The sequence below is a fragment of the Kribbella sp. NPDC051586 genome (genome assembly GCF_044453965.1).
GTDB lineage: Bacteria > Actinomycetota > Actinomycetes > Propionibacteriales > Kribbellaceae > Kribbella.
The window spans coordinates 380,439-405,793 of record NZ_JBITDF010000006.1; the positions used below are offsets into that span (position 1 = coordinate 380,439).

28 protein-coding genes are annotated in these 25,355 nt (G+C 68.5%); 10 read left to right on the forward strand and 18 right to left on the reverse strand.

Going from position 1 to position 25,355, the window contains the following annotated elements; genetic code table 11:
• Positions 1 to 15: 15 nt before the first annotated feature.
• The 8 genes from ACIA58_RS39810 to ACIA58_RS39845 all read right to left on the reverse strand — a co-directional run bounded on the left by ACIA58_RS39810 (position 16) and on the right by ACIA58_RS39845 (position 7,480).
• Positions 16 to 891, reverse strand: a complete 876-nt coding sequence (locus tag ACIA58_RS39810; protein ID WP_396409054.1) for a carbohydrate ABC transporter permease — start codon at positions 889 to 891, stop codon at positions 16 to 18.
• Entirely contained in the window at positions 888 to 1,826 is a 939-nt protein-coding gene (locus tag ACIA58_RS39815) for a carbohydrate ABC transporter permease (RefSeq protein ID WP_396409055.1), read from the reverse strand. The genes ACIA58_RS39810 and ACIA58_RS39815 overlap by 4 nt, the downstream gene beginning before the upstream one ends.
• Complete coding sequence (locus ACIA58_RS39820) at positions 1,823 to 3,121, reverse strand: extracellular solute-binding protein (RefSeq protein ID WP_396409056.1); 1,299 nt, start codon at positions 3,119 to 3,121, stop codon at positions 1,823 to 1,825. Before ACIA58_RS39820 ends, ACIA58_RS39815 begins: the two co-directional genes overlap by 4 nt.
• Positions 3,122 to 3,130: 9 nt before the next feature.
• Positions 3,131 to 4,105, reverse strand: coding sequence for a GNAT family N-acetyltransferase (locus tag ACIA58_RS39825; RefSeq protein ID WP_396409057.1), 975 nt, complete (start codon positions 4,103 to 4,105; stop codon positions 3,131 to 3,133).
• A complete protein-coding gene (locus tag ACIA58_RS39830; protein WP_396409058.1) occupies positions 4,105 to 5,208 on the reverse strand; it encodes an exo-beta-N-acetylmuramidase NamZ domain-containing protein in 1,104 nt (367 codons plus the stop codon). Before ACIA58_RS39830 ends, ACIA58_RS39825 begins: the two co-directional genes overlap by 1 nt.
• Positions 5,209 to 5,311: 103 nt before the next feature.
• Positions 5,312 to 6,076 (reverse strand): alpha/beta fold hydrolase, encoded by a 765-nt coding sequence (locus ACIA58_RS39835; RefSeq protein ID WP_396409059.1) that lies wholly within the window; start codon positions 6,074 to 6,076, stop codon positions 5,312 to 5,314.
• Between the two features lie 38 nt (positions 6,077 to 6,114).
• Positions 6,115 to 6,408, reverse strand: a complete 294-nt coding sequence (locus tag ACIA58_RS39840; RefSeq protein WP_396409060.1) for a hypothetical protein — start codon at positions 6,406 to 6,408, stop codon at positions 6,115 to 6,117.
• A 25-nt stretch (positions 6,409 to 6,433) separates the two neighbouring features.
• Positions 6,434 to 7,480 (reverse strand): fatty acid desaturase family protein, encoded by a 1,047-nt coding sequence (locus tag ACIA58_RS39845; RefSeq protein WP_396409061.1) that lies wholly within the window; start codon positions 7,478 to 7,480, stop codon positions 6,434 to 6,436.
• Between the two features lie 132 nt (positions 7,481 to 7,612).
• On the opposite strand from ACIA58_RS39845, the gene ACIA58_RS39850 reads away from it, so the two are divergent.
• Both ACIA58_RS39850 and ACIA58_RS39855 read left to right on the forward strand, forming a co-directional pair.
• Positions 7,613 to 8,911 (forward strand): sensor histidine kinase, encoded by a 1,299-nt coding sequence (locus tag ACIA58_RS39850; RefSeq protein ID WP_396409062.1) that lies wholly within the window; start codon positions 7,613 to 7,615, stop codon positions 8,909 to 8,911.
• Positions 8,863 to 9,510 carry a response regulator transcription factor gene (locus tag ACIA58_RS39855; RefSeq protein WP_329001732.1) on the forward strand — a complete coding sequence of 216 codons (648 nt, stop codon included), beginning with the start codon at positions 8,863 to 8,865 and terminating at the stop codon, positions 9,508 to 9,510. The genes ACIA58_RS39850 and ACIA58_RS39855 overlap by 49 nt, the downstream gene beginning before the upstream one ends.
• An 18-nt stretch (positions 9,511 to 9,528) precedes the next feature.
• Here ACIA58_RS39855 and ACIA58_RS39860 read toward each other — a convergent pair whose 3' ends face one another.
• The 4 genes from ACIA58_RS39860 to ACIA58_RS39875 are packed head-to-tail and all read right to left on the reverse strand — an operon-like array spanning position 9,529 to position 12,865.
• Positions 9,529 to 10,320, reverse strand: coding sequence for an amino acid ABC transporter ATP-binding protein (locus tag ACIA58_RS39860; protein ID WP_396409063.1), 792 nt, complete (start codon positions 10,318 to 10,320; stop codon positions 9,529 to 9,531).
• A complete protein-coding gene (locus ACIA58_RS39865; RefSeq protein ID WP_396409064.1) occupies positions 10,317 to 11,168 on the reverse strand; it encodes an amino acid ABC transporter permease in 852 nt (283 codons plus the stop codon). Before ACIA58_RS39865 ends, ACIA58_RS39860 begins: the two co-directional genes overlap by 4 nt.
• Before the next feature lie 31 nt (positions 11,169 to 11,199).
• Positions 11,200 to 12,057, reverse strand: coding sequence for an ABC transporter substrate-binding protein (locus tag ACIA58_RS39870; RefSeq protein WP_396409065.1), 858 nt, complete (start codon positions 12,055 to 12,057; stop codon positions 11,200 to 11,202).
• A gap of 10 nt (positions 12,058 to 12,067) precedes the next feature.
• Positions 12,068 to 12,865 (reverse strand): helix-turn-helix domain-containing protein, encoded by a 798-nt coding sequence (locus ACIA58_RS39875; protein ID WP_396409066.1) that lies wholly within the window; start codon positions 12,863 to 12,865, stop codon positions 12,068 to 12,070.
• Between the two features lie 49 nt (positions 12,866 to 12,914).
• On the opposite strand from ACIA58_RS39875, the gene ACIA58_RS39880 reads away from it, so the two are divergent.
• Complete coding sequence (locus ACIA58_RS39880; protein WP_396409067.1) at positions 12,915 to 13,697, forward strand: phytanoyl-CoA dioxygenase family protein; 783 nt, start codon at positions 12,915 to 12,917, stop codon at positions 13,695 to 13,697.
• 4 nt (positions 13,698 to 13,701) lie between these two features.
• Here the strand turns inward: ACIA58_RS39880 and ACIA58_RS39885 are convergent, their stop codons facing one another.
• The 4 genes from ACIA58_RS39885 to ACIA58_RS39900 all read right to left on the reverse strand — a co-directional run bounded on the left by ACIA58_RS39885 (position 13,702) and on the right by ACIA58_RS39900 (position 17,198).
• Complete coding sequence (locus ACIA58_RS39885) at positions 13,702 to 15,480, reverse strand: 3-hydroxyacyl-CoA dehydrogenase family protein (protein ID WP_396409068.1); 1,779 nt, start codon at positions 15,478 to 15,480, stop codon at positions 13,702 to 13,704.
• Between the two features lie 64 nt (positions 15,481 to 15,544).
• Positions 15,545 to 16,000: an NUDIX domain-containing protein gene (locus tag ACIA58_RS39890; protein ID WP_396409069.1), complete on the reverse strand. Its 456-nt coding sequence runs from the start codon at positions 15,998 to 16,000 to the stop codon at positions 15,545 to 15,547.
• On the reverse strand, positions 15,997 to 16,878 hold the full coding sequence (locus ACIA58_RS39895; RefSeq protein WP_396409070.1) for a class I SAM-dependent methyltransferase: 882 nt from the start codon (positions 16,876 to 16,878) through the stop codon (positions 15,997 to 15,999). The genes ACIA58_RS39890 and ACIA58_RS39895 overlap by 4 nt, the downstream gene beginning before the upstream one ends.
• Positions 16,875 to 17,198 (reverse strand): hypothetical protein, encoded by a 324-nt coding sequence (locus ACIA58_RS39900; protein WP_396409071.1) that lies wholly within the window; start codon positions 17,196 to 17,198, stop codon positions 16,875 to 16,877. Before ACIA58_RS39900 ends, ACIA58_RS39895 begins: the two co-directional genes overlap by 4 nt.
• Before the next feature lie 49 nt (positions 17,199 to 17,247).
• Here ACIA58_RS39900 and nucS point away from each other — a divergent pair, with 49 nt between their 5' ends.
• From nucS to glmS, 5 genes are all read left to right on the forward strand, one after another.
• Positions 17,248 to 17,907, forward strand: a complete 660-nt coding sequence (gene nucS, locus ACIA58_RS39905; RefSeq protein ID WP_396409072.1) for an endonuclease NucS — start codon at positions 17,248 to 17,250, stop codon at positions 17,905 to 17,907.
• Positions 17,908 to 17,955: 48 nt separating this feature from the next.
• A complete protein-coding gene (locus ACIA58_RS39910; RefSeq protein WP_396409073.1) occupies positions 17,956 to 18,087 on the forward strand; it encodes a hypothetical protein in 132 nt (43 codons plus the stop codon).
• The gene (locus ACIA58_RS39915; RefSeq protein ID WP_130448762.1) at positions 18,084 to 18,386 is read left to right on the forward strand and encodes a helix-turn-helix transcriptional regulator; all 303 of its coding nucleotides are present in this window, start codon (positions 18,084 to 18,086) and stop codon (positions 18,384 to 18,386) included. The genes ACIA58_RS39910 and ACIA58_RS39915 overlap by 4 nt, the downstream gene beginning before the upstream one ends.
• 74 nt (positions 18,387 to 18,460) lie before the next feature.
• The gene (locus tag ACIA58_RS39920; protein WP_130449452.1) at positions 18,461 to 18,742 is read left to right on the forward strand and encodes a hypothetical protein; all 282 of its coding nucleotides are present in this window, start codon (positions 18,461 to 18,463) and stop codon (positions 18,740 to 18,742) included.
• A 39-nt stretch (positions 18,743 to 18,781) separates the two neighbouring features.
• A complete protein-coding gene (gene glmS, locus ACIA58_RS39925; RefSeq protein WP_396409074.1) occupies positions 18,782 to 20,602 on the forward strand; it encodes a glutamine--fructose-6-phosphate transaminase (isomerizing) in 1,821 nt (606 codons plus the stop codon).
• A 109-nt stretch (positions 20,603 to 20,711) separates the two neighbouring features.
• On the opposite strand, the gene glsA is transcribed toward glmS, so the two are convergent.
• Complete coding sequence (glsA, locus tag ACIA58_RS39930; protein WP_396409075.1) at positions 20,712 to 22,118, reverse strand: glutaminase A; 1,407 nt, start codon at positions 22,116 to 22,118, stop codon at positions 20,712 to 20,714.
• A 156-nt stretch (positions 22,119 to 22,274) separates the two neighbouring features.
• Between glsA and ACIA58_RS39935 the strand changes: the two genes are divergently transcribed.
• Entirely contained in the window at positions 22,275 to 23,390 is a 1,116-nt protein-coding gene (locus ACIA58_RS39935; protein ID WP_396409076.1) for a mandelate racemase/muconate lactonizing enzyme family protein, read from the forward strand.
• Positions 23,387 to 24,073 carry a FadR/GntR family transcriptional regulator gene (locus ACIA58_RS39940; RefSeq protein WP_396409077.1) on the forward strand — a complete coding sequence of 229 codons (687 nt, stop codon included), beginning with the start codon at positions 23,387 to 23,389 and terminating at the stop codon, positions 24,071 to 24,073. The genes ACIA58_RS39935 and ACIA58_RS39940 overlap by 4 nt, the downstream gene beginning before the upstream one ends.
• On the opposite strand, the gene ACIA58_RS39945 is transcribed toward ACIA58_RS39940, so the two are convergent.
• Entirely contained in the window at positions 24,048 to 25,283 is a 1,236-nt protein-coding gene (locus tag ACIA58_RS39945; protein WP_396409078.1) for a glucarate dehydratase family protein, read from the reverse strand. The genes ACIA58_RS39940 and ACIA58_RS39945 overlap by 26 nt on opposite strands.
• Positions 25,284 to 25,355 lie beyond the last annotated feature (72 nt).

The window sequence follows — 25,355 nt, forward strand, 5'->3', positions numbered from 1 at the left end:
CCTCATTCAGGCTCCTCATTTCAGGCCACTGAGTACGACGCCGCGCACGTAGTACTTCTGGAACAGCAGGAACACGACCAGCACCGGCAGCGTGCTGATCACCAGGCCGGCCATCACGATCGGCATCGTCCGGTCCGGATCGAGGAAGCTCTGCAGCAGCTGGATACCGACGGGAAGCGTCTGCAGGTCGGGATCCGAGGACGAGATCAGCAGCGTCCAGATGTACTCGTTCCACGTCCCGATGAACGTGATCAGCCCGAGCGTGATCGCCACCGGCTTGGTCTGCGGCAGCACGATCAGCCGCCAGGTCTGCCACTGGTTCGCGCCGTCGATCTTGGCCGCCTCGAGCATCTCGTCCGGCAGCGACACCATGAACTGCCGCATCAGGAAGATGCCGAAACCGCTGACCGCGAACGGCAGGATCAGCGAGATGAGACTGGTCGTCAGCCCGCCGTCGCCGCCGCGCCCGAGGATGTCGTTGCCGCCGGCAAGCGGCCAGTTCAGCATGATCAGGAAGGTCGGGATCAGCAGCAGGAACGGCGGCAGCATCATCGTCGCGAGGATGAACCGGAAGATCACCGCCCGCCCCCGGAACCGCAGCTTCGCCAGCGCGTACCCGGCCATCGACGAGGTGACCAGCACCGAGATCGTCACCGACACCGTGACGATCACGCTGTTGCGGAACAGCCGGCCGAGCTCCAGTTGCGAGAAGGCGTCGCGATAGTTGTCGAAGTTGAACGACTGGGGCAGCAGCTTGTACGGGATCACGCCGTACTCGCCCGGACCCTTGAACGAGCTCATCACCATGTCGAGGAACGGCATCACCATCGCCACCCCGCCGAGGATCACCACCAGGTAGGCGAACCACGGGAACTTTCCGCGCCGCTTCACGAGGTCTCCTCTCCGCGCCGCCGCGCGATCCACAACTGCAGCAGCGTGATCGCGAGGATGATCACGAACAGCACCATCGCCATCGCACTCGCCGTCCCCCAGGCGCCGAACTTGAACGCCCGCTGGTACATCTCGAACGCCGCGACGTTGGTCGCGTTCACCGGCCCGCCGTCACCGGTCATCACGATGATCAGCGCGAAGGACTGCAGCCCGCCGATGAACTGCGTGATGAGCACGAACAGCAGCGCCGGCCGAAGCAGCGGCAACGTGATCGACCAGAACATGTGCCACGCGTTCGCCCCGTCCACCTCGGCGGCCTCGTAGTACATCTCGGGGATCGCCTTGAGGCCGGCGGTCAGGATCAGTACGGCGCCGCCGATCGAGGCCCACGCGTGGACGACGGTCACCGACGGCAGCGCGTACGACGAGTCGGACAGGAAGCCGACGCTGTTCACGCCGAGCTTGTTCAGTACTGCGTTGATCAGGCCGGCCGGCTGGTACATCATCTTCCACACGTTGCCGATGGCCACCACCGTCGCGACGACCGGCAGGAAGTACAGCACCCGCCAGAACCCCTGGAACGACAACCGGTCGATGCAGTAGGCAACCAGCACCGACCCGAACGTGGCCAGGAACACCGATCCGAACGCGAACAGCAGTGTGTTCACCAGGATCGGCTTGACGAACGTCCCGTCGAAGCTGAGCACGTCGCCGAAGTTCGAGAAGCCCGCCCACTTCAGCGTGCCCAGGTCGAACCCGCCCCAGTCCGAGAACGCCAGCACGATCGCGAAGATGAACGGCAGGATCAGGAACACGCAGAAGAACAGCAGCGCCGGCGAGAGGAACAGGTACGCCGCCAACCCCTCGCGGTGGAGCTTCCCGACCCGCCGGGCCGGCGCCGCCAGAGCGCCGACCCCGCTGACCGCGGTCGTCATTGCGGCTTGACGGCCTTCGCCGCCTGCGCCAGCGCGTCGTCCGGATTCTTGCCATTGGCAAGGACCGTCATGATCGCGTTGTGCAGCGCGGTCTTCGCCTCGTACGCACCCGGCTGGTTCGGCTCGGCCATCGCGTACGTCGCGGCGTCGTAGATCGGCGCGAGGTTCGGGTCGGAGAGCGTCTTCTTGTACTCCGTCTGGTCAGCCGTCCGCGGCGGGATCAGCCCCTGGTCGGCGAGCCACTTGCCGGTCTCCGTGACGTTGCTGCCAGTGCCATTGTCCGGGGAGGCCTTGTGCTCGTTCATCCAGGTCAGGAACTTCCACGCCTCGTCGGCGTGCTTGCTGCGCTGGTTGACGCCCATGAAGAACCCGTACGCCAGCGAGCCCTTGCTGCCCGGGGTCGGGCCGGGGATCGCGGCCACGCCGACGTCCGAGGCGTACTTGTCCTTCATCTGGGTCTTCAGGCTGCCGATCCACCAGCCGGCCTGGATCGCCATCGCCACGCCGCCGCTGCGGAACTGCTTGGTCGGCGAGATCGAGGTGTTCGACGCCTTCGCGGCCGCCAGATCGCCCTCGAACTTCAGCGCCGCCTTGCCCTGCTCGTTGTCGAACTGCGGCGTCCCGTCCGGACCGAGGAACTTCCCGCCGGCCGAGTCGAGCAGCGACAGGAACGGGTGCACCGACTTGTTGTCGCCGTCCTGGATCAGGCTCAGGCCCTCGACCTGGATGTTGCCCTTGGCATCGCGCTTCACGGTCTTCTTCGCGTCGTCGGCGAGCTCGGCCCAGGTCGTCGGCGGCTTGGTGATGCCGGCCGCGGCGAGGATCTTCTTGTTGTAGAAGAGCACGTAGGTGTTCAGCTCGGTCGGGTAGCCCAGCAGTGTGTCACCGGTCGTGACGGCGCCGAGCGCGGCCGGGCTGTACTCCGCCTTGATCTTGGTGGCGATGTCGTCCGGCACCTTCGCCACGACGTTCGCCTTCATCAGCTGTCCGCCCCACAGGCCGTACGCGCTGACGATGTCCGCGCCGCGACCGCCGGTCTGCCGGACCGTCATGGTGGTGAGCAGGTCGTCGAACTTGACCACCTGCGCCTTCACCTGGATCTTCGGGTTGTCCTTGTTCCATTCCGCGATCATCTTGTCCAGCCCGTCCTCCGACGGGCCGTCGCTGTAGTGGCTCAGCAGCGTCAGCTCGACCTTGCCGCCGCCACCGCCCGAGTCACTGCCACCGCCACACGCGGCGGCCGTGGCGAGGAGCCCGGCGACGACCGCGAGTCGCAATCCTTTCGAGATACCCATGTCTGTCCCTTAAGCGTCGGACCGGGCAAGCGGCGCCCGGAGGATGGTGAACGTGCGGGTGATGCCGAAACCCGTCTTCAGGTACAGCTGTCCGGCCGCGGACTTCTCGCCGGTCCACAGGAACCAGGCCGAGTGGGCGCCGGCAGCAACCATCCGCTCGAGCGTCAGGTGCAGCAGCACCTTCCCGAGCCCGGTGCCGCGCGAGGCCGGCAGTACGCCGAACGGCCCGAAGCGGTCGATCACCCCTTCGTACGTGCCGTGCATCGCCCAGCCGAGGATCGCCCGGCCCGACTGTGCTCCACCGGGTCGGCGCGCCACGACGATGCGATCCGTCGGCAGCCCGGAGACGACACCCTCGCGGATCGCGCGCGCCCAGTCCGGGTTGAACTCCGCGCCGGCGATCGTGATCAGCGCGGTCAGCTCGTCATCGGTTGGTGTACCAAAGCTGTAGCCCTCGGCCGTGAGCGCGTCGATCCGCTTGCGGACCTCGTCCGGAACGGCATACCCGACCAGACCGCGGTCCATCGCGACCGCGTCGTACTGCCGCTCGAACCCCGCCTCGGCCAGCAGCCGGGCCGCCGACGGATAGCGGGCGCTGTCGAGCCCGGGCAGGAAGTAGTTCGGCGTGTACGACGAGAAGAAGACCTCGGAGCGCCCGTGCGACCGCAGCCAATCCATCGCCGCGGACAACAACGAGCGGCCGACACCGCGGCCGCGGTGCTCCGGATGCACGAAGAAGAACGGGATCCAGCCGGACGTGGGCTCGAGGTCGTCGGCGTCGACCGCGATCAGCCGCCGGACCGCGTACGCCGCGCCGACGATCTGATCATTGATCACGGCCACCTGGAGACCGGCCGGGTCGAAGTTGCGATCGAGCAGGAACAGGTCGCGGAATCGCTGGTAGCTGATCGGATCGGCCGGCGCGGCGGCCGTCCACACCTCCGCCAACGCCGGCCCGTCGCCGACCTGGAACGAACGGATCATCAAGCAGTCCCTTCGTAGAGCAATACGTCAGGGCTTACCCACCCGGCAGGCGTGATTGCCGCCGGCAAGAGATCGACCGGGTCGTCGCCGGCCTCGAGTGCCTTGCGGAGCGAGTCCGAGCCCCACAGCCGGTCCAGCGACGGCAGCAGGCCGAAGTCGGACGGGTAGAGCTCGTTCAGCACGCGCAGCATCACCAAGGCGGTCCGCACCGGCTCGAACGCATCCCGATCCACGACATGAAGCTGTACGCCGGACACGGGCCGACCGGCGTACTTGCTGAACACCGGCTCGAACCAGGTCCGCCGGAAGATCACGCCAGGCAGGGCGCAGTCCGACAACGCCGGTACGAACCGGTCGTCGACGTACGGCGCCCCGATCGTCTCGAACGGTCGCGTCGTACCGCGGCCCTCGCTGAGGTTCGTGCCCTCGAAGAGGCCGGTCCCCGGGTATACCAAAGCTGTGTCGGGCGTGGGCATGTTCGGCGACGGCGGCACCCATGGCAGACCGGTGTCCGTCGACGTCCGGCTCCAGCCCTCCACCGGGATGACCGTTGCCTCCCCCAACTGTCGCGCGAGCTCGCCGACGGTCAGCCCGTGCCGCAGCGGGATCGGCGCCCGCCCGACGAAGCTCTCGAACCCGGCCTGCAGCGTCGGCCCCTCGACCCGGACACCGCCCAGCGGGTTCGGCCGGTCGAGGACGACAAATGGCATACCGAGCCGCGCCGCCGCCTGCTGGCAGTCGTACATCGTCCAGACGTAGGTGTAGAACCGCGTCCCGATGTCCTGGATGTCGAAGAGCAGCACGTCGACATCGGAGAACAGCTCGTCGAGCGCCTCGCCCTGCCGCAGGTAGGTGTCGAAGACCGGGAGCCCGGTGTCGGGATCGACGCCCGCACCTTCACTCGCGCCCGCTTGCGCCGTACCGCGGAGGCCGTGCTCGGGACCGAACAACGCCGTCAACGGCAGCCCGGCCGCACGCAACGCGACCGAGGTCGGCGTGAGGTCCGGCAGCACGCCGGTGAAGTTCGTGATCAGTCCCAGGCGCCCGTCGGGCGCCAGCCCCCGGTCCTCGGCCAGACGCTGTGCGCCGGTCCGGACCACCATCGACACCACCAACCCAGATCATGGATCCCACAGGAACTGAGTTGAAAACTTACCGATGCCGTCACGCAAAGGTCAATGGATTACGGACAAACGTTTACCATCGTCAGCCGAGGAACGGGACGAGGGCAGCCAGGAAGTCGTCGAGCCGCTCGGCGTGGACCCAGTGCCCCGCCTCCGGAACCTCCGCGTACCGGACCTGCGGGAAGTACGCCGCGATCGTCGCGCGATGGTCCTGCTGCACATAGTCGGACTTCCCGCCGTAGATGAACAGCGTCGGTCCGTCGTACCGCAGGCCCTCGACGGCCGGCCACCCGGAGATCGCGGGCAGGGCGGCCTCGATGACCGGGAGGTTGGGACGCCAGCGCGCCCCGTCCGAGTCGAGGATCAAATTCTGCAGCAGGAACGCGCGCGTCCCTGGCGTGGGTACGGCGGCGACCAGCTGCGCGTCCACGTCCGCGCGGCGGGCAACCGACGACAGGTCGGCGTTCCGCATCGCCTGGGCATAGTCGACGAAGGCCGGCGGGTACGCGACGGGAGCCGCGTCCACCACGACGAGGCGCTCGACGACCTGCGGGTACTGCAGGGCGGTGAGCATCGCGGTCTTGCCGCCCATCGAATGCCCGACGAGCGCGACCGGCCCGACCCCCAGCGACTCGATCGTCTCGTGGACGTCGGCGGCCATCTCCGGGTAGCTCATCGAGTCGACGTGCGGCGAGGTGCCGTGGTTGCGCAGGTCGAAGGCGAACACCCGGTGCTCGCCGGCGAGCCGGCGCGCGGCGGTCATCCAGTTCCGCCCGGAGCCGAACAGTCCGTGCATCACCACGACCGGCGTGCCGGTGTCGCCGTACGACGTGACAGGCAGTTTCATCCGCGACCTTTCAGGACTGGCGCTTCAGGATTGGCGCTTCAGGATTGGCGCTGCCAGCACGCGGTGTGCCAGTGGCGCCGCTCGTCGAGGGACTGGGCGCCGCTGATCGCGCCGAGCAGGCTGGGGTTGTCCGGCCACACCACCACGTGCGGAGTGGCGGGCGGGATCAGCTGGTCGCAGCCCGGGCAGCGGTACGACTTCGCCGACGCGGAGCCGGACACGCGCCGGACGTTCCACTCACCGCCCGACTTCTGCTCACGCCTCTGGGTACCACCGAGCAGCGGCCGGTCGTTGACCGGCCGCTGCCACTTGGAAGGCCTTCTGCGCGACATAACCCCTCAAGGCTAGTCGTATGACCTAGCTCACCTCACGAAGCTCCGCCCCGACCTCGTGCATGTGGCGCAACCCCATCCGGTACGACTCGATCAGACCGGTCGAGATGTAGGGCATACCGATGCTCTCGCAGTACTTGCGGACGATCGGCTGGGCGAACCGGAGGTTGGCCCGCGGCATGCTCGGGAAGAGGTGGTGCTCGATCTGGTAGTTCAGTCCGCCCATCATCCAGTCGGTGACCAGACCGCCGTTCACGTTGCGGGACGTCAGCACCTGCTTCTCGAGATGGCCCCAGTTGCTGTCGGCATCGGGCATCTCCATGCCCTTGTGGTTCGGCGCGAACACGCTGCCGAGGTGCAGCCCGAAGATCATGTGGTGCACGAGCGCGAACACCAGCGCCTGCGCCGGCGACATGATCAGGAACAGCGCGGTGAGGTACAGCACCACATGCGCGGCCATCAGGCCGAGTTCGACCCGTTCCGTACGGCGGCGGGCCAGCAGGAAGCGGATGCTCGACACCTTGAGGTTGAAGCCCTCGAGCGTGAGCAGCGGGAAGAACACCCGCGCCTGGTTGCGGGTCAGCCAGCCCTCCAGACCCTTGCGGCCCTCGGCCTGCTGGAGCGTCCAGACGAACACGCCCTCGCCGACGTCCGGGTCCTTGTCGGTGTGGTTCGGGTTGGCGTGGTGGCGGTTGTGCTTGTCGTTCCACCAGGCATAGCTCATGCCGAGCACGAGGTTGCCGTGCAGCATCCCGATCCAGTCGTGCAACCGGCGCGAGCTCGCGATCTGCTGATGACCGGCGTCGTGCCCGAAGAAGGCGGCCCGGGTGGTCAGGATCCCCAGCGGGAGCGCGAGCAGGACGACCCACCACGAGGCCCCGATCGCGGCGATCGCGGCCCAGGTCACCGCCATCAGGGCCACGTTGATCCCGATCGCCATCGCGTACGCCGCCGTACGGCGTTCGAGCAGGCCGGCGGCCTTGATCTCCCGGAGCAGTGGAGAGAAATCGCTCCCCTTGGTCCCTGTCGTGGTCCCCGTCGTGGTCCCGGTCGTGGTCACTGTGGCTGTCATGGGATCCAGCCTGGTCGCGATCGCGGCCGCACACATGAGTGCTACTACCCGGAGTGACCGGGGAGCTGATGCCCGGGGCAGAGTAGGGATAACACCCCTGCCGCGCGGCTCACCCTCGGTCATGATGGAGGCATGAGCACCGTCGCGACCACCGAAGCACCGCCGATGCGGTACCCGAAGCTCGCCCAGCCCTGGATCGCGCTGTTCCTCGCGATCCTGGCCGAGCTGGGGATCGCCCTGTTCGTGCTGAGCGTGGTGTCGGTCCCGCTGATCGCGGTGTGGGTCGGCATCCCGCTGCTGCTCGTGGTGGTGCCGGCCGCGCGCTGGTTCGCCAACTGCCACCGGACGATCCTGGCCGGCTTCCTCGGCGAGCGGATCCCCCGCCCGTACAAGAAGCCGCCGATGCCCGGCATGCTGATGCGGCTGCGGACCATCCTGACCGACCCGCAGACCTGGCGGGACATCGTCTGGCTGCTCGTGAACGCCGTGCTCGGCTTCACCCTGTGTCTGCTCAGCGCCGTGCTGTTCCTGGCGATGCTGTTCTACCTGGTCTACCCGCTGCTCGTCGGTGTGACGCCGGAGGGCGTGTTCACCGAGCCGTTCGGCGGGCTGCTGACCGTGAACTTCTGGACCAGCTTCCTGGTGATGCCGGTCGCGCTGATCGCGTTCCTGATCTGGCAGGCCGCCGGCGAGCGGCTGCTGAAGGCGAACGCGTTCCTGGCCCGCTCGCTGCTCGGCCCGACCGAGAGCGCCAAGCTGGCGATGCGGGTCCGCGAGCTGGCCGAGTCCCGCGCCGAGACCGTCGACACCCAGGCGGCCGAGCTGCGCCGGATCGAGCGCGACCTGCACGACGGCGCCCAGGCCCGGCTGGCCGCCCTGAGCATGAACCTCGGCATGGCCGAGGAGATGGTGGCCCGCGACCCGGCCCAGGCGGCGGCGCTGCTGACCGAGGCCCGCGAGTCGGCGAGTACGGCGCTGTCCGAGCTGCGCGACCTGGTCCGCGGGATCCACCCGCCGGTGCTGGCCGACCGCGGTCTGGACGGCGCGGTCAAGGCGCTGGCGATGTCCTGCCCGTTCAAGGTCGACGTCACCTTCGACGTACCGGGCCGGCCGCCCGCGCCGGTCGAGTCCGCGGCGTACTTCGCGGTGGCCGAATGCCTCGCGAACGCGGTCAAGTACTCGGCCGCGACCACCGCCTGGATCCAGATCACCCACGAGGACGAGAAGCTGCACATGATCGTCGGCGACGACGGCGTCGGAGGTGCCGTGATCAGGCCCGGTGGCGGTCTGTACGGTATCGAGCGGCGGCTGGCCGCCTTCGACGGTACGTTGACCGTGGTGAGCCCGAGCGCCGGGCCGACCACCGTGATCATGGAGCTGCCTTGCGAGTCCTCATCGCTGAAGACCACGCCCTCCTCCGGGACGGCCTGATCCGCCTGCTCGAGGCGCACGACTTCGAGGTCGTGGAGGCGGTCGACAACGGGCCCCGGCTGGTGCCCGCCCTGGTGGAGCACCGGCCGGACGTCGCCGTGGTCGACGTCCGGCTGCCGCCGACGTTCACCGACGAGGGCCTGAAGGCGGCGATCGAGGCCCGCAGCCAGGTCCCCGGCCTGCCGATCCTGGTGCTGTCGCAGTACGTCGAGCAGCTGTACGCGCGGGAGCTCCTCACCGGCGGTGGCGGCGGCGTCGGGTACCTGCTGAAGGACCGGGTGTCGAACGTCGCCGAGTTCCTCGACGCGGTACGCCGGGTCGCGGCCGGCGGTACCGCGATGGACCCGGACGTGATCGGTCAGCTGCTGGCCCGCAACACCCGCGACGAGCCGATCGGCCGGCTGACGCCGCGCGAGTCCGAGGTCCTGGGCCTGATGGCCGAGGGGCGCTCGAACGCCGCGATCGCCGGCGCGCTCTTCGTCACCGAGAAGGCGGTCAGCAAGCACACCAACAACATCTTCGCGAAGCTCGACCTGCCGCCGTCCGAGGACGACAACCGCCGCGTGATCGCCGTACTCACGTACCTGTCGTCGCGGTAGGTGCGGATCCCCAGGCCATCACAATCGCCAGTCTTCGCGGCGTGCAGGCGGGCCCTGCGGCCGGTCGGGCGATTGTGATGGCCTGGAGATCCGGCTCAGGAACTCCCGGGTGCGTGGCTCGCGCGGCGCGTCCAGGACCTGGGCCGGCGGGCCGACCTCGAGCGGGCGGCCCTGGTGCAGGAAGCAGACCCGGTCGGCGACGTCGCGGGCGAAGGCCATCTCGTGCGTGCAGACGAGCATCGTCATGCCCTCGGACTTCAGCTCGCGGAGCAGGTCCAGCACCTCGCCGACGAGCTCCGGGTCGAGGGCCGAGGTGACCTCGTCGAGCAGCATCAGCTGGGGCGAGTTGACCATCGCGCGGGCGATCGCCGCCCGCTGCTGCTGACCACCGGACAACTCGTCCGGCTTGGCCGTGGCCTTCTCGGCCAGCCCGACCCGCTCCAGCATCTCCAGCGCCCGCGCCCGGGCCACCTCCCGAGACCGCCGGTGCACCCGGATCGGCGCCAGCGTGATGTTGTCGAGCACGCTCAGATGCGGGAACAGGTTGTACGACTGGAACACGATCCCGATCCCCGACCGCACCTTGTCGGCGTCGACCCGCGGGTCCGTGATGTCCACGCCGTCCAGCTCGACCACGCCGTCGTCGACGGTCTCGAGCAGGTTCACACAACGCAGCAACGTCGACTTCCCGGACCCCGAGGCGCCGATCAGTACGACGCACTCACCCGCGTCGACCTCCAGCTCGAACCCGTCCAGTACGACGTTCTCGCCGTACACCTTCCGCACTCCGCGCAGGGACAGCAGGCTCATACCGGACCGCCTCCCCCGCCGTACCAGCCCTGGCGTCGGGCGACGTAGTCGGTCAGCCTGGTGAGCGGGATCGTCAGCGCGACGAACAGCAGGCCGGCCACGACGTACGGCGTGAAGTTGAAGTCCTCGGCCGTCTCCAGTTGCGCGGCGCGGATCGCGTCGATGACGCCGAGTACTGCGATCAGGCCTGAGTCCTTCTGCAGGCTGACGAAGTCGTTCAGCAACGGCGGCATCACCCGTCGTACGGCCTGTGGGAGGACGACGAAGCGCAGCGTCTGGCGATACGTCAGCCCGAGCGAGCGCGCGGCCGCTCGCTGCGACGGATGCACCGATTCGATGCCGGCGCGGAACACCTCAGCGACGTACGACGAGTAGGTCAGCACGAGCGCCGCCCCACCCCAGATCACCGCCTGGTTCGGCAGCCCTCGCAACTGCAGAGCCGGTACGCCGAAGCCGAGCAGGAAGATCACCAGCAACAACGGCAGACCGCGGAACACGTCCGTGTAGGTGGCCGCGAACACGCGTAACGGGAAGAAGATCGGACCCCGCAGCGTGCGCATGATCGCCAGCGTCATGCCGAAGATCACGATCAGCACCGCGCAGATCAGCATTACCCGGACGTTCAGCCAGAGGCCCTGGGCAACGATCGGGAGCGCCTCCCAACCGCGGTGGAGGTCGAAGAACGTCGACCGGACCCGCGGCCAGCCCGGGGTCGAACCGATGCCGACGGCAACCAGCGCGAGCAGGACCACGGAGCTGACGACCGCGATCGTGGTCGATCGCCGCGCCTGCCTGCGCCGGTACGCGATCCGCTCGAGCTGTAGCGCCGACGGCTGCCAGTCCGTCACGCCTCCGCCTCGCTTCGCTCGCTTGGCTCGCTCACGAGAGTTCGGGAGCGCCGGACTCGGTCAGGTACTGCTTCTGCAGGTTCGCCAGGGTGCCGTCGGACTTGAGCGCGTCGACCGCCTGGGTGACGCAGCCGGTCAGCTTCGAGCCCTTCTCGAGCACGAACCCGAACTGCTCCGTGGCCCCGCTCGACGGCAGCTGGCCGACGATCTTGCCGTTGTCGAGCTGCGCGCCGGTCATGTAGAACGCGGTCGGAAGATCCACCACGATGCCGTCGATCTGCTTGTTCTTCAGCGCCTGGACCGCGAGGTCGTTGGTGTCGAAGACGGCCGGCGTCTGCTTCGGCTTCACCTGGTCCCGCAGGGCGGTGTAGCTCGTCGTACCGACCTGGGCGCCGAGTTTGGCGTCGGCGAGCTCCGCGACGGACTTGGCGCCGGCGATCTTGCTGCCGGCGGTCGTGATCACGGTCTGCCGGACGCCGTAGTACCCGGACGAGAAGTCGACGGCCTTGCGCCGGTCCTCCGAGATCGACACCTGGTTCACGTCCAGGTCGAACGCCTTCGGCCCGGGGGCGAACGCGGTGTTGAACTGCACCGTCCGCCACTTGACCTCGGCCTGCTCGAATCCGAGCTTCTTCGCCACCGCATAGGTGACCGCCGACTCGTACCCCTTGCCGTTGCTCGGGTCGTTGTTGCTGAACCACGGCTCGTACGCCGGCTTGTCGGTGCCGACCGTCAAGGTGCCGGCAGTCTTCACCGCCAGCTTCTCCTTCGCACAGGCATCCGCCCCGGACGGCGTCGACGAGCCGGACGAGTTGTTGTCCTCCGGCGCGCAGGCGCCCAACCCCACGACAGCCAGTACCGCCAGCCCCACCACCGCACGCGTTCTCATGCCGAGAAGCCTAAGACTTCTTGCGGTACGTCGTGGGGCTTGATCCGGTGTGTAGACGGAAGCGTGTCGAGAAGTAGAGGGGGTCCGCGTAGCCGACCTGGACGGCGATGGCGGCGACCGAGCGGCTGGTGAGCTCCAGGAGGCGGGCCGCGGCGTCGAGGCGGCGGCGTTCGACGAACTGTTGCGGGCCGACGCCGAGCTGATCGCGGAACAGGTGCGCGAACCGGGAGACCGAGAGGTTGACCGCCCTCGCGAGCCGCGGGATGTCCAAGGTGGCGGTCAGGTCCTGGTCGATGAGCTCGATGGCACGGAGCAAGCGGTCGTCGATCTGGACGGCCTTCGGGTTCTGGGTGTCGCACCACAGCAGCGCGGCCTCCAGGGAGTTGGCGCTGAGCTGCTCGGCCTGGGGGATCACGCTGTGCTGATGCCGGACGGCGTCGCGCAGGTGGTCGGCAATCCGGTCGAATGTCGGGCCGGCCGGCTGCAGCTGAACGATGCCGGGGGCAACTTCCGGCCAGTCGAGCAGCGGCAGCCAGTCGGGTTTCGGGTTCACGTGTGCGTACAGGAAATGCCAGCGGTCGCCGACCGTGGCGTAGTCGTGCAGCGTGCCGGGGCGGACCAGCGTGACGCTGCCGGGCTCGGCGCGGACCTGACCGAATCGTCCCTGGCCGTCGAGGGTCTGGACCAGCAGCCAATCGGTCGTCCCCCGCCGCCGGTACGTCGCGTAGTCAGGGCCTTCGTCGAACTCACCGGTCGCCACCCGGCGGACCACCGGGATCGGCGAGTCAGCAGGATCTCGAAGGTTCACAGCTAGATAGGCTATCGCCCGGCCGCCGCCTCCGACAGATCCTTGAGATATGAGAGTCGTGGACATCTACCAGCGGGACGGCATCGTCCAGGTCCCCCAGTTGCTGGATTCCGCTGAGGTCGAGCGGATCAAGACCGTGTTCATGGAGCAGGTCGCCGTCGATCACTCGCTCGCGATCGACGACGGCGTACCCGAGGGCGACCCGCTGGCGAAGTACCCGCGGTTCGTGCACCCGCACCGGCGTGCTGACCTGGAGGCCGGGCGACTGTCGCTCGAGTTGATGCTGGACAGCCGGATCGTCGATGTCGTGCAGGCGCTCATCGGTCCCGCGCTCGCCGCCCAGTCGATGTTCTACTTCAAGCCGCCGGGCGCCCGCGGACAAGCGCTGCACCAGGACAACACGTTCCTGCGCGCCGATCCGGAGACCTGTCTGGCCGCGTGGATCGCGATAGACGACGTGGACGCGGACAACGGCGGGCTCGCGGTCGTACCGGGGTCACACAAGACCGAGCTGGTCTGCCCCGAGCCCACTGACCTGACCGAGTCCTTCACCAGCGTCGAGGTCCCGATCCCGGACGGCCTCAGCAAGGTGCAGACGAAGATGAAGGCCGGCGACGTCCTGTTCTTCCACGGCAGCGTCGTCCATGGGTCGCGCCCGAACGGCACCGACGACCGCTTCCGCCGTTCGCTGATCTTCCATTACATCCCCGAGGACAGCGTCGAGATCGCGGCCTTCTACAACCCGCTCGTCAAGCTCGACCGCCGCGAGACAGTCCTCCCCGAGGCGATCGGCGGCGGTCCTTGCGGCGACTACGCGCAGGCCGAGCCGTAAACCGTCAGCTCGCGTAGTCGCGGAAGCCTCGGCCGGTCTTGCGGCCGAGGTAGCCTGCCGTGACGAGGTGCTCGAGCAGCGGGGCCGGGGCGAAGCCCGGCTCGCGGAACTCCAGGTACAGGGTGCGCTGGATCGCCAGCGCAACGTCCAGGCCGACCACGTCGAGCAGCGCGAACGGGCCCATCGGGAGGCGGCAGCCGAGCTTCATCGCGGCGTCGATGTCGTCGACGCCGGCGTAGTGCGCCTCGAGCATCCGGACCGCGTCGTTCAGGTACGGGAACAGCAGCGCGTTCACGATGAAGCCGGCCCGGTCGCCGCAGCGCACCGGATGCTTGCCGGCGGCAACGGCCACGCCGGCCACGGTGTCGGCCACCTCGGGCGCGGTGCTGACCGTGCTGACGACCTCGACCAGCTGCATCACCGGCGCCGGGTTGAAGAAATGCAGTCCGACCACGTCGGACGGCCGCTTGGTCGCCATCGCGAGGTCGATCACCGGCAGCGACGAGGTCGTGGTCGCCAGGATCGCGCCCGGCTTGCAGATCTCGTCGAACGTCTCGAACAGCGCCTGCTTGACGCTGAGCTCCTCGACCACGGCCTCGACCACCAGGTCGACCGTGGCCAGATCGTCGAGCTTCGCCGTACCGGTCACCCGGCGCAGCGCCGCATCGCGCTCCTCCGAGGACAGCTTGCCGCGCTGGACGCCCTTCTCCAGCGAGCGTTCCAGCGCCGCGCGGACCCGCTCGACCTTCTCGGTACCGCGGGCGACGTACAGCACGTCGTACCCGGCCTTGGCGCAGACCTCGACGATGCCGACCGCCATCGTGCCGGAACCGACCACGCCGATCTGCTTGATCGGGCGGACCGCGACGTCGTCGCCGTTGCGGTGCGGCGTGCTTTCGTCGTCGACCACGACCGGCGAGTCCGGCCCTTCGTAGGTGTAGAAGCCACGCCCGGTCTTCCGTCCGAGCAGTCCGGCGGTGACCATCTGCTTGAGGATCGGCGCCGGCGCGTGCAGCCGGTTGCGGCCCTGCTTGTACATCGTGTCGAGGATCTCGTACGTCGTGTCGAGCCCGATCAGGTCGAGCAGCGCCAGCGGACCCATCGGGTACCCGCAGCCGAGCCGCATCGCCGCGTCGACGTCCTCACGCGTGGCGTAGCGGGACTCCACCATCGAGACGGCGTGGTTCAGGTACCCGAACAGCAGTGCGTTGGCGATGAAGCCGGCCCGGTCGGCCGCGACCACCGGGACCTTGTCGAGGCGACGGGCCAGGGCCTGTACGTCGTCGACCACGTCCGGCTCGGTGACGACGGTCTTAATCACCTCGACGAATTCCTGCACCGGCGCCGGGTTGAAGAAGTGCATGCCGACGACGCGGCGCGGGCGCTGGGTCGCGACGGAGATCTCGGTGACCGACAACGAGGAGGTGTTGGTCGCAAGGATCGCGTCCTCGCCCACGATCTTGTCCAGCGCGGCGAAGATCTCGCGCTTCAGCTCGAGCCGCTCGACGACGGCCTCGATCACCAGGTCGCAGTCGGCCAGCGCCTCCATCGAGGTCGCGAACGTGACCCGGTCGAACAGCGCCTGCTGGTCCTCGACCGACAGCTTGCCGCGCTTCACGGCCCGGTCGGTCGAGTGCTGGATGTGGCCGCGGCCGCGCTCGACGGCCTCCTCGTCCCGCTCGACGCCGACCACGGTCAGCCCGTTGCGCGCGAACACCTCGGCGATCCCGGCGCCCATCGTGCCGAGACCCACCACACCCACCGTCGTCAATTCCCGAGCCATGCTCTGCACTATGCCAGTCCGGACACTGGTCCGCCCATGAGTTGCATCACCGGCGAGGTCAACCTCACACGTTCTCGTCGTACACGACCGGGGTCTCCATCCAGCCGTCCAGCAGCCAGAGCGGATCCGGGGCGGCCTGGAGTGCCGTCGCGATCGGCCGTGGCCGTAGGTCCAGCCCGGCCACCTCGGGCAGTGGCAGCCAGACCGCGCGGTAGCTGCCTCGCTCCGACTCGGCCGGGCTCGCCATCTCGGGGCCGTCGCCGGTGCCGAACTCGCCGCCGATGACGTCCGCACAGAAGTAGTGCTGCGTGCTGTCGCCGAAATACACGACCGCGACGACGCTGCGGATCTTCACCAGGAGCCCGAGCTCCTCGTAGATCTCACGCCGCGCGGTCTCGGCCGGGCTCTCGCCTTCTTCGACCTGGCCGCCGGGCAGAACGTAGTACGTCATCCCGTCCCGCACCCGCTCGATCGCGGCGATCCCGTCGCCGGTGAGCAGTACGACTCCCGCCCGGATCATGCGCGCGTCGCCAGCACCAGGAACCACATCCCGAACTTGCCCTCGCCCCGGTCCAACTTCTGCACGCTCCAGCCTGTACTCGTCAGCAGCTCACGCAGCGCATCCTCCTGCCACATGACGAAGTGCCGAGGCAGATCCAGATTTCGATCGGACCACTCCTCGCCCTTGCCCTCCCGTGTCGAGAACGCCAGTACGGTCGCTGCTCGTGCCGCCTTCCGCAGTACCTGGGCCAGGTCGGGACGGTTGAAGTGCAGGAACACCGCGTCGGCGAAGACCGCGTCGTACGGTCCGCCGAAGTCGTCGGTGAGCGCGTTCAACCGGTCGACCGCGTGCCCGTCGGCGCGCATCATCTCGATGAACGCCTGCGTGGCGTCGGTCCGGCGGACGACGAAGCCGCGGCGTTCCAGCTCGACCGCATCGCGTCCGGTCCCGCTGCCGATCTCCAGCACCCGGGCGCCGGGACCGACCCGCTCGGCGAGCAGATCGATCAGCTCGTCGTTGGGCGCCGTCGGGATCGAGTCGCGGAACTTCTCCGGAGCCTGCTCGTACGCCGACAAGGTCACCTCGTTGTCGGTCGGCACCCGCGTCCAGCCGTCGCCGGTGTGCTCGACGACGGCCGGAAGCTTGAGGCCGAGGTCCACGCCGAGCACGACGACCGTCTCGCCGCGATGCAGGTCCGCGATCGACTGCAGCTCCTGGTCGGGGTGCTGGGTCAGCTCGGGTACGACGGTCAGCCGTGCGCCGAGCCGCTCCGCCAGCCGCGAGCCGGCAGCCGCCTCGAACGTCCCGGCGTACACCTGGGCAACCCGCTCGCCGACCGCCGCCTCCTGCACGTCACCGGGCAGCAGCAGGATCCGCGCCGGACACATGAGATTCATCGGCCGACGTACTCCAATGCCTCGGCGGCGTACTCCGGCCAGACCGCGGACTGGGCCAACGGGATCACCACCCACTCCTTCATCGGCCGGCCCATCCCGGGATCGAACGCTTCGGCGCCGGGGATCGCGAGGGCCTTCTGCCGCGGCTCCGGCGGCAGCTTGAACGTCATGGCGTCGCCGAACATCCCCGCGAGCACCTTCTTGCCGACCTTGAGACAGGGCATGCCGAACATGCTGCCCCGGATCACTCCGGCCGACTCCAGTTCCGCGGCGACCGCGTCGTACGCGGCGACCGCCTGATCGCTGACCTTCGGCATCATGCTCACCACCCTCCCACTGATGACGGCCCGTGCACTACGGTGCTTTGTCGTGCGCTTGGTGATAGCAACGTGTTCTGTGGACTACTCGGGGCGGCTGACGGCTCATCTGCCGATGGCGCCACGGCTGCTGATGGTGAAGGCGGACGGATCGGTGCTGATCCACGCCGACGGCGGGTCGTACAAGCCGCTCAACTGGATGTCGCCGCCGTGCAAGCTGACCGAGGACGAGGGGGTCTGGAGCGTCACCAACAAGGCTGGTGAGGAGCTCCGGATCACGCTCGAGGAGGTGCACAGCGACACGTCGTACGAGCTCGGCACCGACCCCGGGCTGATCAAGGACGGCGTCGAAGCGCACCTGCAGGAGCTGCTCGCCGAGCACGTCCAAACGTTCGGCGACGGCTGGACGCTGGTACGCCGCGAGTACCCGACCGCGATCGGCCCGGTCGACCTGCTCCTCCGCGATGCCGACGGCAAGCATGTCGCCGTCGAGATCAAGCGCCGCGGCGAGATCGACGGCGTCGAGCAGCTGACCCGCTACATCGAGCTCCTCAACCGGGACCCGCTGCTCGCCCCGGTCCGCGGCATCTTCGCCGCCCAGCTCATCAAGCCCCAGGCCCAGTTCCTGGCCACCGACCGCGGCCTCGAATGCCTCACCGTCGACTACGACGCCCTCCGCGGCATGGAATCCGACGTACTCCGGCTGTTCTGAGCCCACGAGCCGTTGACAGCTGTTGAGCGCAGCGCGTTACTTAGCAATATGGCTAAGGAAACGGTGATCTGCACGTACCGCGTCCGGGAGGACGCGGAGGAAGCGTTCCGGGAGCTGCTGGCGGAGCGCGACGGGCGGCCGAAGTGGGAGTTCCCGCACTACCGCCGGCAGGAGATTTGACGGCTCGCGGCGGGCGCGAACTGGACGAGCTGGACCGCGTCTTCACGGCGCTCGCGCACCACTCGCGGCGGACGATCCTGCTCGTGCTGCACCTGCGCGGCGGCGAGATGACCTCGGGCGAGATCGCCGGCCGGTTCGACTACTCGTGGCCCACCGTGACCAGGCATCTGCGGGTGCTCGAGCAGGCCGGGCTGGTGGAGGTTGTGCTGCGCGGACGGGAGCGGGTGTACCGTCTGCACGCCGGACCACTGTTCGCAGTGGGCTCATCCTGGATCGACCGATTTCAGTCCAGATCCTGACAAAGCAGTAAATTTGCCCGATTTCGGGCAGATCCTTGGCCTTGACCTCCGGAACACTGCACAGTTGACGGGTGATCAGTGAGGCGGCGGCTGTGGAGCCGGTCGACGAGCTGGCCGATCAGGTCAGCCGGACGACCGGACTGTCGGCGGATGTCGCGCGGCGCGTGGTCGCCGACGTACTGGCTTATTTCACCGAGACGACCGAGGACTACGTCCGGCGCCGGCACCGTGAGTTGCAGACCTACGGCGCCCGCAACGACGAGATCTTCGCCCGCCTCGGCGCCGAGCTCCGGCACTGGCCGGTCCGCTCACCCGAACTCTCCGCCCGGCAGCTCCGACGGATCGTCTACGGCTGACCGGGCCGCTCAACCGAACCTACGAAGGGGCACCACTACATGTGCGGAATCGTCGGGTACGTCGGCACCAAGCCGGCTGCGCCCATCCTGGTGGACGGACTGGCCCGGCTCGAGTACCGGGGCTACGACTCGGCGGGGGTCGCCGTACTGGGATCCAGCGAGCTGAAGGTGCACAAGGACGCCGGACGGGTCCGTGAGCTGGAGGCGTCGCTGCCCAAGCGGTTCGGCGGCAAGCTCGGCATCGGCCACACCCGATGGGCCACCCACGGCGGTCCGAGCAAGGACAACGCCCACCCGCACGCCAGCGGCAACGAGCGGATCGCGGTCGTCCACAACGGCATCTTCGACAACGCCGGCGCGCTGCGCACCCAACTCGAGGACGCGGGCGTCAAGCTGCGCTCCGAGACCGACACCGAGGTCCTGGCCCACCTGATCGAGCAGTCCGAGGGCTCCACCCTCGAGGACAAGGTGATGGCCGCCCTGCGCCGGATCGAAGGCACGTACGGCATCGCCGTCATCGACCTCGACTTCCCGGACCGCATCGTGGTCGCCCGCAACGGCAGCCCGCTGATCCTCGGCATCGGCGACGGCGAGATGCACGTCGCCTCCGACGCGGCCGCGCTGATCCGCTACACCCGCCAGGTCGTGTACTTGGACGACGGCGAGATGGCGACCGTCCGCGCCGACGGGTACCGCACGTTCACGCAGGACGCCGCACCGACCACCAAGACCGCGAAGACGGTCGAGTGGGAGGCCGACGAGTACGAGCGCGGCCTGCACGAGCACTTCATGATGAAGGAGATCCACGAGCAGCCGGACGCGGTCGGCCGGGCCATCCGCGGCCGCCTGGACGAGCGCTTCCACACCGTGCACCTCGGCGGTCTGAACATGGACGCCCGCGAGGCGCGCGAGATCAAGCGGGTCAAGATCCTCGGCTGCGGTTCGGCGTACTACGCGGGTCAGATGGGCGCGCAGTTCATCGAGGAGGTCGCCCGGATCCCCGCCGACGCCGAGCCCGCGTCGGAGTTCCGGTACCGCAACCCGGTCGTCGAGCGGGACACGCTGTACGTCGCCGTATCGCAGTCGGGCGAAACGCTGGACACGCTGGTCGCGGTGCAGGAGCTGAAGCGCAAAGGCGGTCGCGTGATCGGCCTGGTGAACGCGGTCGGCTCGAGCATCGCCCGCGAGGTCGACGGCGGTGTGTACCTGCACGCCGGCCCGGAGGTCTCGGTCGCGTCGACGAAGGCGCTGACCAACATGGCCGTCGGATTCGCGATGCTCGGCATCCACCTCGGGCGGATCCGCGACGTCTCCCCCGCCGACGGCCGGCGGCTGATCGACGGGCTGAAGAAGCTGCCCGAGGACATCGCCGCGATCGTCGCGCAGGAAGAGGAACTGGCCAAGATCGCCGGCCGGCTCGCCCAGCACGAGTCGCTGTTCTTCGTCGGCCGGACCCGCGGTTACCCGGTCGCGCGCGAGGGTGCGCAGAAGCTGAAGGAGATCTCGTACCGGCACGCCGAGGCGTACCAGACCTCCGAGCTGAAGCACGGCCCGCTCGCCCTGATCTCCCCCGACGTGCCGAGCGTCGCGATCGTCCCCGACGACGAACTGCTCGACCGCAACATCGGCGCCCTGCACGAGATCGGCGCCCGGTCCGGCCCGCTGTACGTCGTCACGCACCCTGGCGTCGAGGTCCCGGACGGGGTCGCGGCGAAGATCGTCGTCCCGAAGAACGAGCCCGAACTCGACCCGATCCTGCTGACGATCCCCCTCCAGATCATCGCCTACTACGCAGCCGTTGCCCTCGGCCACGACGTGGACAAGCCCCGCAACCTGGCCAAGTCCGTCACCGTCGAGTAGGACCTCCGGATCTGCAGGCCATCACGACGGCGCCACCCGGCCCCCGCCACGCTCAGCGTGGCGGGGCCGTTGCATTTGTGATGGCCTGGAGATCCGGGGCAGGCGGTTGTCAGAGCTGGTGGCTCGGTTGTGCGGTGCGGCGGGTCGCGAGGGTGGGGGCCCGCTCGGCGTCTGTGCCCTGAGTCGAGGCTGGGCCGGGGTGGGTGAGGCCGGCTAGGGCGTGGTCTGCGGCGCTGGCTGCTTCGGCTCTTCTGTCTGCCTCGTTGAGTTGACGGGCGCGGGTGGCGCCCAGACCGCGGTAAGGGTGGAGGTTGAACTCGTCGACGAGGCGTTTGCAGACCTCCACCCCGCGCACCGAGTTCCCGGCCGTGTCCAGCCGCGGGGAGAACGTCACCACCGCCAGCCGCTTCGACGGCACCACCATCATCACGTTGCCCGACACACCGCTCTTCGCCGGCAACCCGACCTGGTCCGAGAACTTCCCGGAGTCGTTGTACATCCCGCTGTGCCCCATCACCGACAACACCCGCCCGGCCGTCTCCTGCGAGAACACCCGCTGCCCGGAGTACGGCGCGACGCCGCCGCTCGCGAGTGTCGCGCCCGCGGCAGCCAGCCGTTGCGCGTCGACCTCGAGTGAGCAGACCTGGAAGTAGAAGTCGGCGACCTTCGCGGCCCCGTCCTCTCCCGGCGCCGCCTTCAGCATCTGCCGGCTCTTCATCCGGCTCGCGAGCGACCGGTTGCCGTCGCCGGTGGATCGCTCGGCCAGATACGTCTCGTTGTCGAACCCCGGCGCGCGGCCCATCATCCCGGTCCAGGTCTCCCGCACCGTGCGGAACCGATCCGAGAGCTCCCGATCGGAATCGACCAGCGCCAGCGTCGCCATCGCACCGGCGTTGATCATCGGGTTCTGCGGCTTGCCGACCGCGTCCAGTGACAGCACAGGATCGTTGAAGGCCCCGCCGCTCTGCTCCTGACCGACCCAGCGATGCACTTCCTCCGGGCCGAGCTGCTCGAGCGCCATCGCGTAGCTGAACGGCTTCGACGTCGACTGCACGCTGAACGCGAGATCCGCGTCCCCGATCGAGAACGTCTGCCCGTCAGCCGTGCAGATCGCGATCCCGAACCGCTCCGGATCGGCGTCCCGCAACGTGGGGATGTAGTCGGCGACCGCGCCGTCGCGGTTCGCCAGCAGGTTGTCGTACATCGCTTCGATGCTGCGCGCGTACTCCCGGAACTCTTCCGGCGGCACAGCCAGCTCGCCGGCCAGCGCCCGGTACACCACGCCGTCGCCGTGCCGCGCGATCTCGGCGTACTGCCGGAAGCCGATCTCTACCGGCTGGATGTCGATCCCCGCCGGGCGGCCGACGTCGGCGAGCGCGGCCCGGACCCGCGGGTCGTCCGGCTGGATCCCGGCCTGCCCGAGCGACCTGAGCAGCTCCCAGGCCCAGACCCGGCCGTTGTCGTCCTTGTCCATCGACACGAACGTCCGCAAGAGCTCCGACTCCGGCACATCCATCGCAGCTTCCTTCCCCAGGCAGATATGGTCACGCGACGACGCTGTCGGCGGGCAGCAGCCTGCCGAACTCGTGTTTCCGCGCGGGTCACCTGGTGTTACGGCGGCGTCAAGCCGGACTCTTGTTGGACAAGTTGGAAACTTGTACGATCACTGGCCATGGATCGCATCCGCCAGGTGAAGCTTTCGTCGGTCGTCCTTCCGCTGGATCAGCCGATCAGCGATGCCAAGGTGCTGACCGGGCGGCAGCGGCCGATGACGGAGATCGTGTTCCTATTCGCGGAGATCGCGACCGAGCAGGAGCAGCACGGGATCGGGTTCAGCTACTCGAAGCGGGCCGGCGGTCCGGCGCAGTACGCGCACGCGAAGGAGATCGCGGCCAACCTGATCGGTGCGGACCCGTCGGACATCGCGAAGGTGTACGACAAGCTGCTCTGGGCCGGCGCCTCGGTCGGCCGGTCCGGCGTCGCGACGCAGGCGATCGCGGCGATCGACATCGCGCTCTGGGACCTGAAGGCGAAGCGGGCCGATCTCCCGCTCGCGAAACTGCTCGGCTCGTATCGGGACTCGGTCCGCGCGTACAACACGTCGGGCGGGTTCCTGCACGCGCCGATCGAGGAGGTGAAGGAGCGCGCCTCGAAATCATTGGCCGACGGCATCGGCGGGATCAAGATCAAGGTCGGCCAGCCCGACACCCGGATCGACCTCGACCGGGTCCGCGCCGTCCGCGAGCACCTCGGCGACGACGTACCGCTGATGGTCGACGCGAACCAGCAGTGGGACCGCCCGACGGCGCTGCGCTTCGGCCGCGTGCTGGAGGAGTTCGATCTGGTCTGGATCGAGGAGCCGCTCGACGCGTACGACGCCGAGGGGCACGCCGAGTTGGCCGCGGCGCTCGACACCCCGATCGCGACCGGCGAGATGCTGTCGAGCGTCGGTGAGCACGTCCGGCTGATCGAGGCCCGGGCCGCCGACATCATCCAGCCCGACGCGCCGCGTATCGGCGGCATCACGCCGTTCCTCAAGCTGGCGACGCTTGCCGATCACAACGGTCTCCAACTGGCCCCGCATTTCGCGATGGAGATCCACCTGCACCTCGCGGCCGCCTATCCGCGCGAGCCGTGGGTCGAGCACTTCGAGTGGCTGAATCCCCTGTTCAACGAGCGCCTGGAGACGGTCGACGGCCGGATGCTCGTCCCGGAACGTCCCGGCCTCGGCTTCACGACCAGCGAGCAGTGTGCGCGATGGACGGTGGACAGCTGTGAGTTCCGATGAGTGGTCTGGCTTACCAAATTGTTGAGGAGCTGAAGCAACGAATTCTGAGCGGGGCGATCGCTCCCGGCGACAAGCTGCCGGGCGAGAACAGCCTGGTGGAAGAGTTCGGAGTCAGCCGGACCGTCGTCCGCGAAGCGGTCTCCCGATTGCAGGCGGCCGGGCTGGTGGAGACGTTCCAGGGCCGCGGATCCTTCGTGCTGGAGGTCCCGGAGCGTACGTCCGGGCTGCGCGAGGTGCGATCGCACCGGGACGTGCTGGAGCTGATGGAGTTCCGGATCGGCGTGGAGAGCGAGGCGGCCGCACTGGCGGCAGACCGGCGTACCGCTCATCAATTGAAGGGGATCGAGCGGGCGCTGGACGCCTTCCGCCGGGTCGGCGACAACCCGGCACAGTCCGTGGAGGCCGACTTCGCCTTCCACCTCAAGGTAGCCGTTGCTTCCGGCAACCGGTTCTACGGCGACCTGATCAACGACCTGGGCCCGATGATGATCATGCTGCCGCGGACCCGGCTCGACCCGGCGTACGAGATGTCCGACCCGGACCACCTGACGCGGGTGGTCCACGAGCACGAGAACATCCACGCGGCGATCGCCCGCTCCGATCCCGAGGCGGCCCGCGCGGCGGCGCGGGTCCACCTCGCGAACACCCGGCACCGCCTCACCAGCGGGCAGTATTCGGGCTGAATCCCGGGTCGACCGTCCGCAGGTACGTCGTGTCGTCGCGCTTGCGGATCCCACACCGCAAGTACTGCTCGTGCAACTCCCCCAACGCGTCGCCGTCCAACTCGACCCCGAGCCCCGGACCGCTCGGCACCCGCACGCTCCCGGCCTCGAAGGCGAGCACGCCGGGCTTGATGACGTCCTCGGTCTTCCAGGGGTAGTGGGTGTCGCAGGCATAGGTGAGGTTGGGCGTCGCCGCGGCGAGATGCGTCATCGCCGCCAGACTGATCCCGAGATGCGAGTTGGAGTGCATCGACAATCCCATCCCGAACGTGTCGCAGATCCCGCCCAGCAGCTGGGACCGCCGAAGTCCGCCCCAGTAGTGATGATCCGACAACACGACTTGTACGGCGTCCGCGAGCACAGCCGGTTTCAAGTGGGAGAACGCGACGACGCACATGTTGGTCGCCAGCGGGATCTCCGTCTGCCGAGCGACCTCTGCCATCGCGTCGATCCCCGGCGTCGGATCCTCCAGGTACTCGAGTACGCCGCCGAGTTCCCCCGCCATCCGCACCGAGGTGTCCACGGTCCACGCGCAGTTCGGGTCGATCCGCATCTTGTGCTCGGGAAACGCGTCGGCCAGCGCCCGGACCGCCTCGGCCTCCTGCGCCGGCGGGAACACCCCGCCCTTCAGCTTGATCGCCGTGAAGCCGTACCGCTCGACCATCGTCCGCGCCTGCCGCACGATCCCGTCCGGATCGAGCGCCTCGCCCCACGAGTCCGGCTCCTGCCCGGGATGCCCGGCCCACTTGTAGAACAGGTACGCGCTGAACGGCACCTCGTCGCGCACCGCGCCGCCGAGCAGGTCCACCACCGGCCGCCCCAATTGCTTGCCCTGGGCATCGAGCAGCGCCACCTCGAACGGCGACATCACCACCTCGACCGGGTCCTGCCGATCTGGTATACCACCACCGGCCCGCAGTACGCCGGCTACCCGCCGCCGCAGCCCGTTCAGGTCGAACGCATCCAGCCCAGGCAGTACGTCGGCGACCGCCCGCAACCGCGTCAGGTGGTCGTCGGCGGCGTACGTCTCACCCAGCCCGACCAGCCCGTCGTCCGTCCACACCTGCACGATCGTCCGCAGCGCGAACGGTTCGTGCACCCCCGATACGTTGAGCAGCGGCGGATCCGCGAACGCGACCGGTGTCAGTTCGATCCGCGCAACCCTGCTCATCGAACGAGCGTAGGAAGACTGGTCATGCGTGTCCAAGGCCGATAAGGCATTGAGTGATACCTTTCGGGAATC

Coding starts and splice junctions, on each gene's coding strand:
- ACIA58_RS39815 (WP_396409055.1), bottom strand. CDS start 1,826: ATGACGACCGCGGTCAGCGGGGTCGGCGCTCTGGCGGCGCCGGCCCGG.
- ACIA58_RS39820 (WP_396409056.1), bottom strand. CDS start 3,121: ATGGGTATCTCGAAAGGATTGCGACTCGCGGTCGTCGCCGGGCTCCTC.
- ACIA58_RS39825 (WP_396409057.1), bottom strand. CDS start 4,105: ATGATCCGTTCGTTCCAGGTCGGCGACGGGCCGGCGTTGGCGGAGGTG.
- ACIA58_RS39830 (WP_396409058.1), bottom strand. CDS start 5,208: ATGGTGGTCCGGACCGGCGCACAGCGTCTGGCCGAGGACCGGGGGCTG.
- ACIA58_RS39835 (WP_396409059.1), bottom strand. CDS start 6,076: ATGAAACTGCCTGTCACGTCGTACGGCGACACCGGCACGCCGGTCGTG.
- ACIA58_RS39840 (WP_396409060.1), bottom strand. CDS start 6,408: ATGTCGCGCAGAAGGCCTTCCAAGTGGCAGCGGCCGGTCAACGACCGG.
- ACIA58_RS39845 (WP_396409061.1), bottom strand. CDS start 7,480: ATGACAGCCACAGTGACCACGACCGGGACCACGACGGGGACCACGACA.
- ACIA58_RS39850 (WP_396409062.1), top strand. CDS start 7,613: ATGAGCACCGTCGCGACCACCGAAGCACCGCCGATGCGGTACCCGAAG.
- ACIA58_RS39860 (WP_396409063.1), bottom strand. CDS start 10,320: ATGAGCCTGCTGTCCCTGCGCGGAGTGCGGAAGGTGTACGGCGAGAAC.
- ACIA58_RS39870 (WP_396409065.1), bottom strand. CDS start 12,057: ATGAGAACGCGTGCGGTGGTGGGGCTGGCGGTACTGGCTGTCGTGGGG.
- ACIA58_RS39880 (WP_396409067.1), top strand. CDS start 12,915: ATGAGAGTCGTGGACATCTACCAGCGGGACGGCATCGTCCAGGTCCCC.
- ACIA58_RS39885 (WP_396409068.1), bottom strand. CDS start 15,480: ATGGCTCGGGAATTGACGACGGTGGGTGTGGTGGGTCTCGGCACGATG.
- ACIA58_RS39890 (WP_396409069.1), bottom strand. CDS start 16,000: ATGATCCGGGCGGGAGTCGTACTGCTCACCGGCGACGGGATCGCCGCG.
- ACIA58_RS39895 (WP_396409070.1), bottom strand. CDS start 16,878: ATGAATCTCATGTGTCCGGCGCGGATCCTGCTGCTGCCCGGTGACGTG.
- ACIA58_RS39900 (WP_396409071.1), bottom strand. CDS start 17,198: ATGATGCCGAAGGTCAGCGATCAGGCGGTCGCCGCGTACGACGCGGTC.
- ACIA58_RS39910 (WP_396409073.1), top strand. CDS start 17,956: ATGGCTAAGGAAACGGTGATCTGCACGTACCGCGTCCGGGAGGACGCG.
- glmS (WP_396409074.1), top strand. CDS start 18,782: ATGTGCGGAATCGTCGGGTACGTCGGCACCAAGCCGGCTGCGCCCATC.
- glsA (WP_396409075.1), bottom strand. CDS start 22,118: ATGGATGTGCCGGAGTCGGAGCTCTTGCGGACGTTCGTGTCGATGGAC.
- ACIA58_RS39935 (WP_396409076.1), top strand. CDS start 22,275: ATGGATCGCATCCGCCAGGTGAAGCTTTCGTCGGTCGTCCTTCCGCTG.
- ACIA58_RS39940 (WP_396409077.1), top strand. CDS start 23,387: ATGAGTGGTCTGGCTTACCAAATTGTTGAGGAGCTGAAGCAACGAATT.
- ACIA58_RS39945 (WP_396409078.1), bottom strand. CDS start 25,283: ATGAGCAGGGTTGCGCGGATCGAACTGACACCGGTCGCGTTCGCGGAT.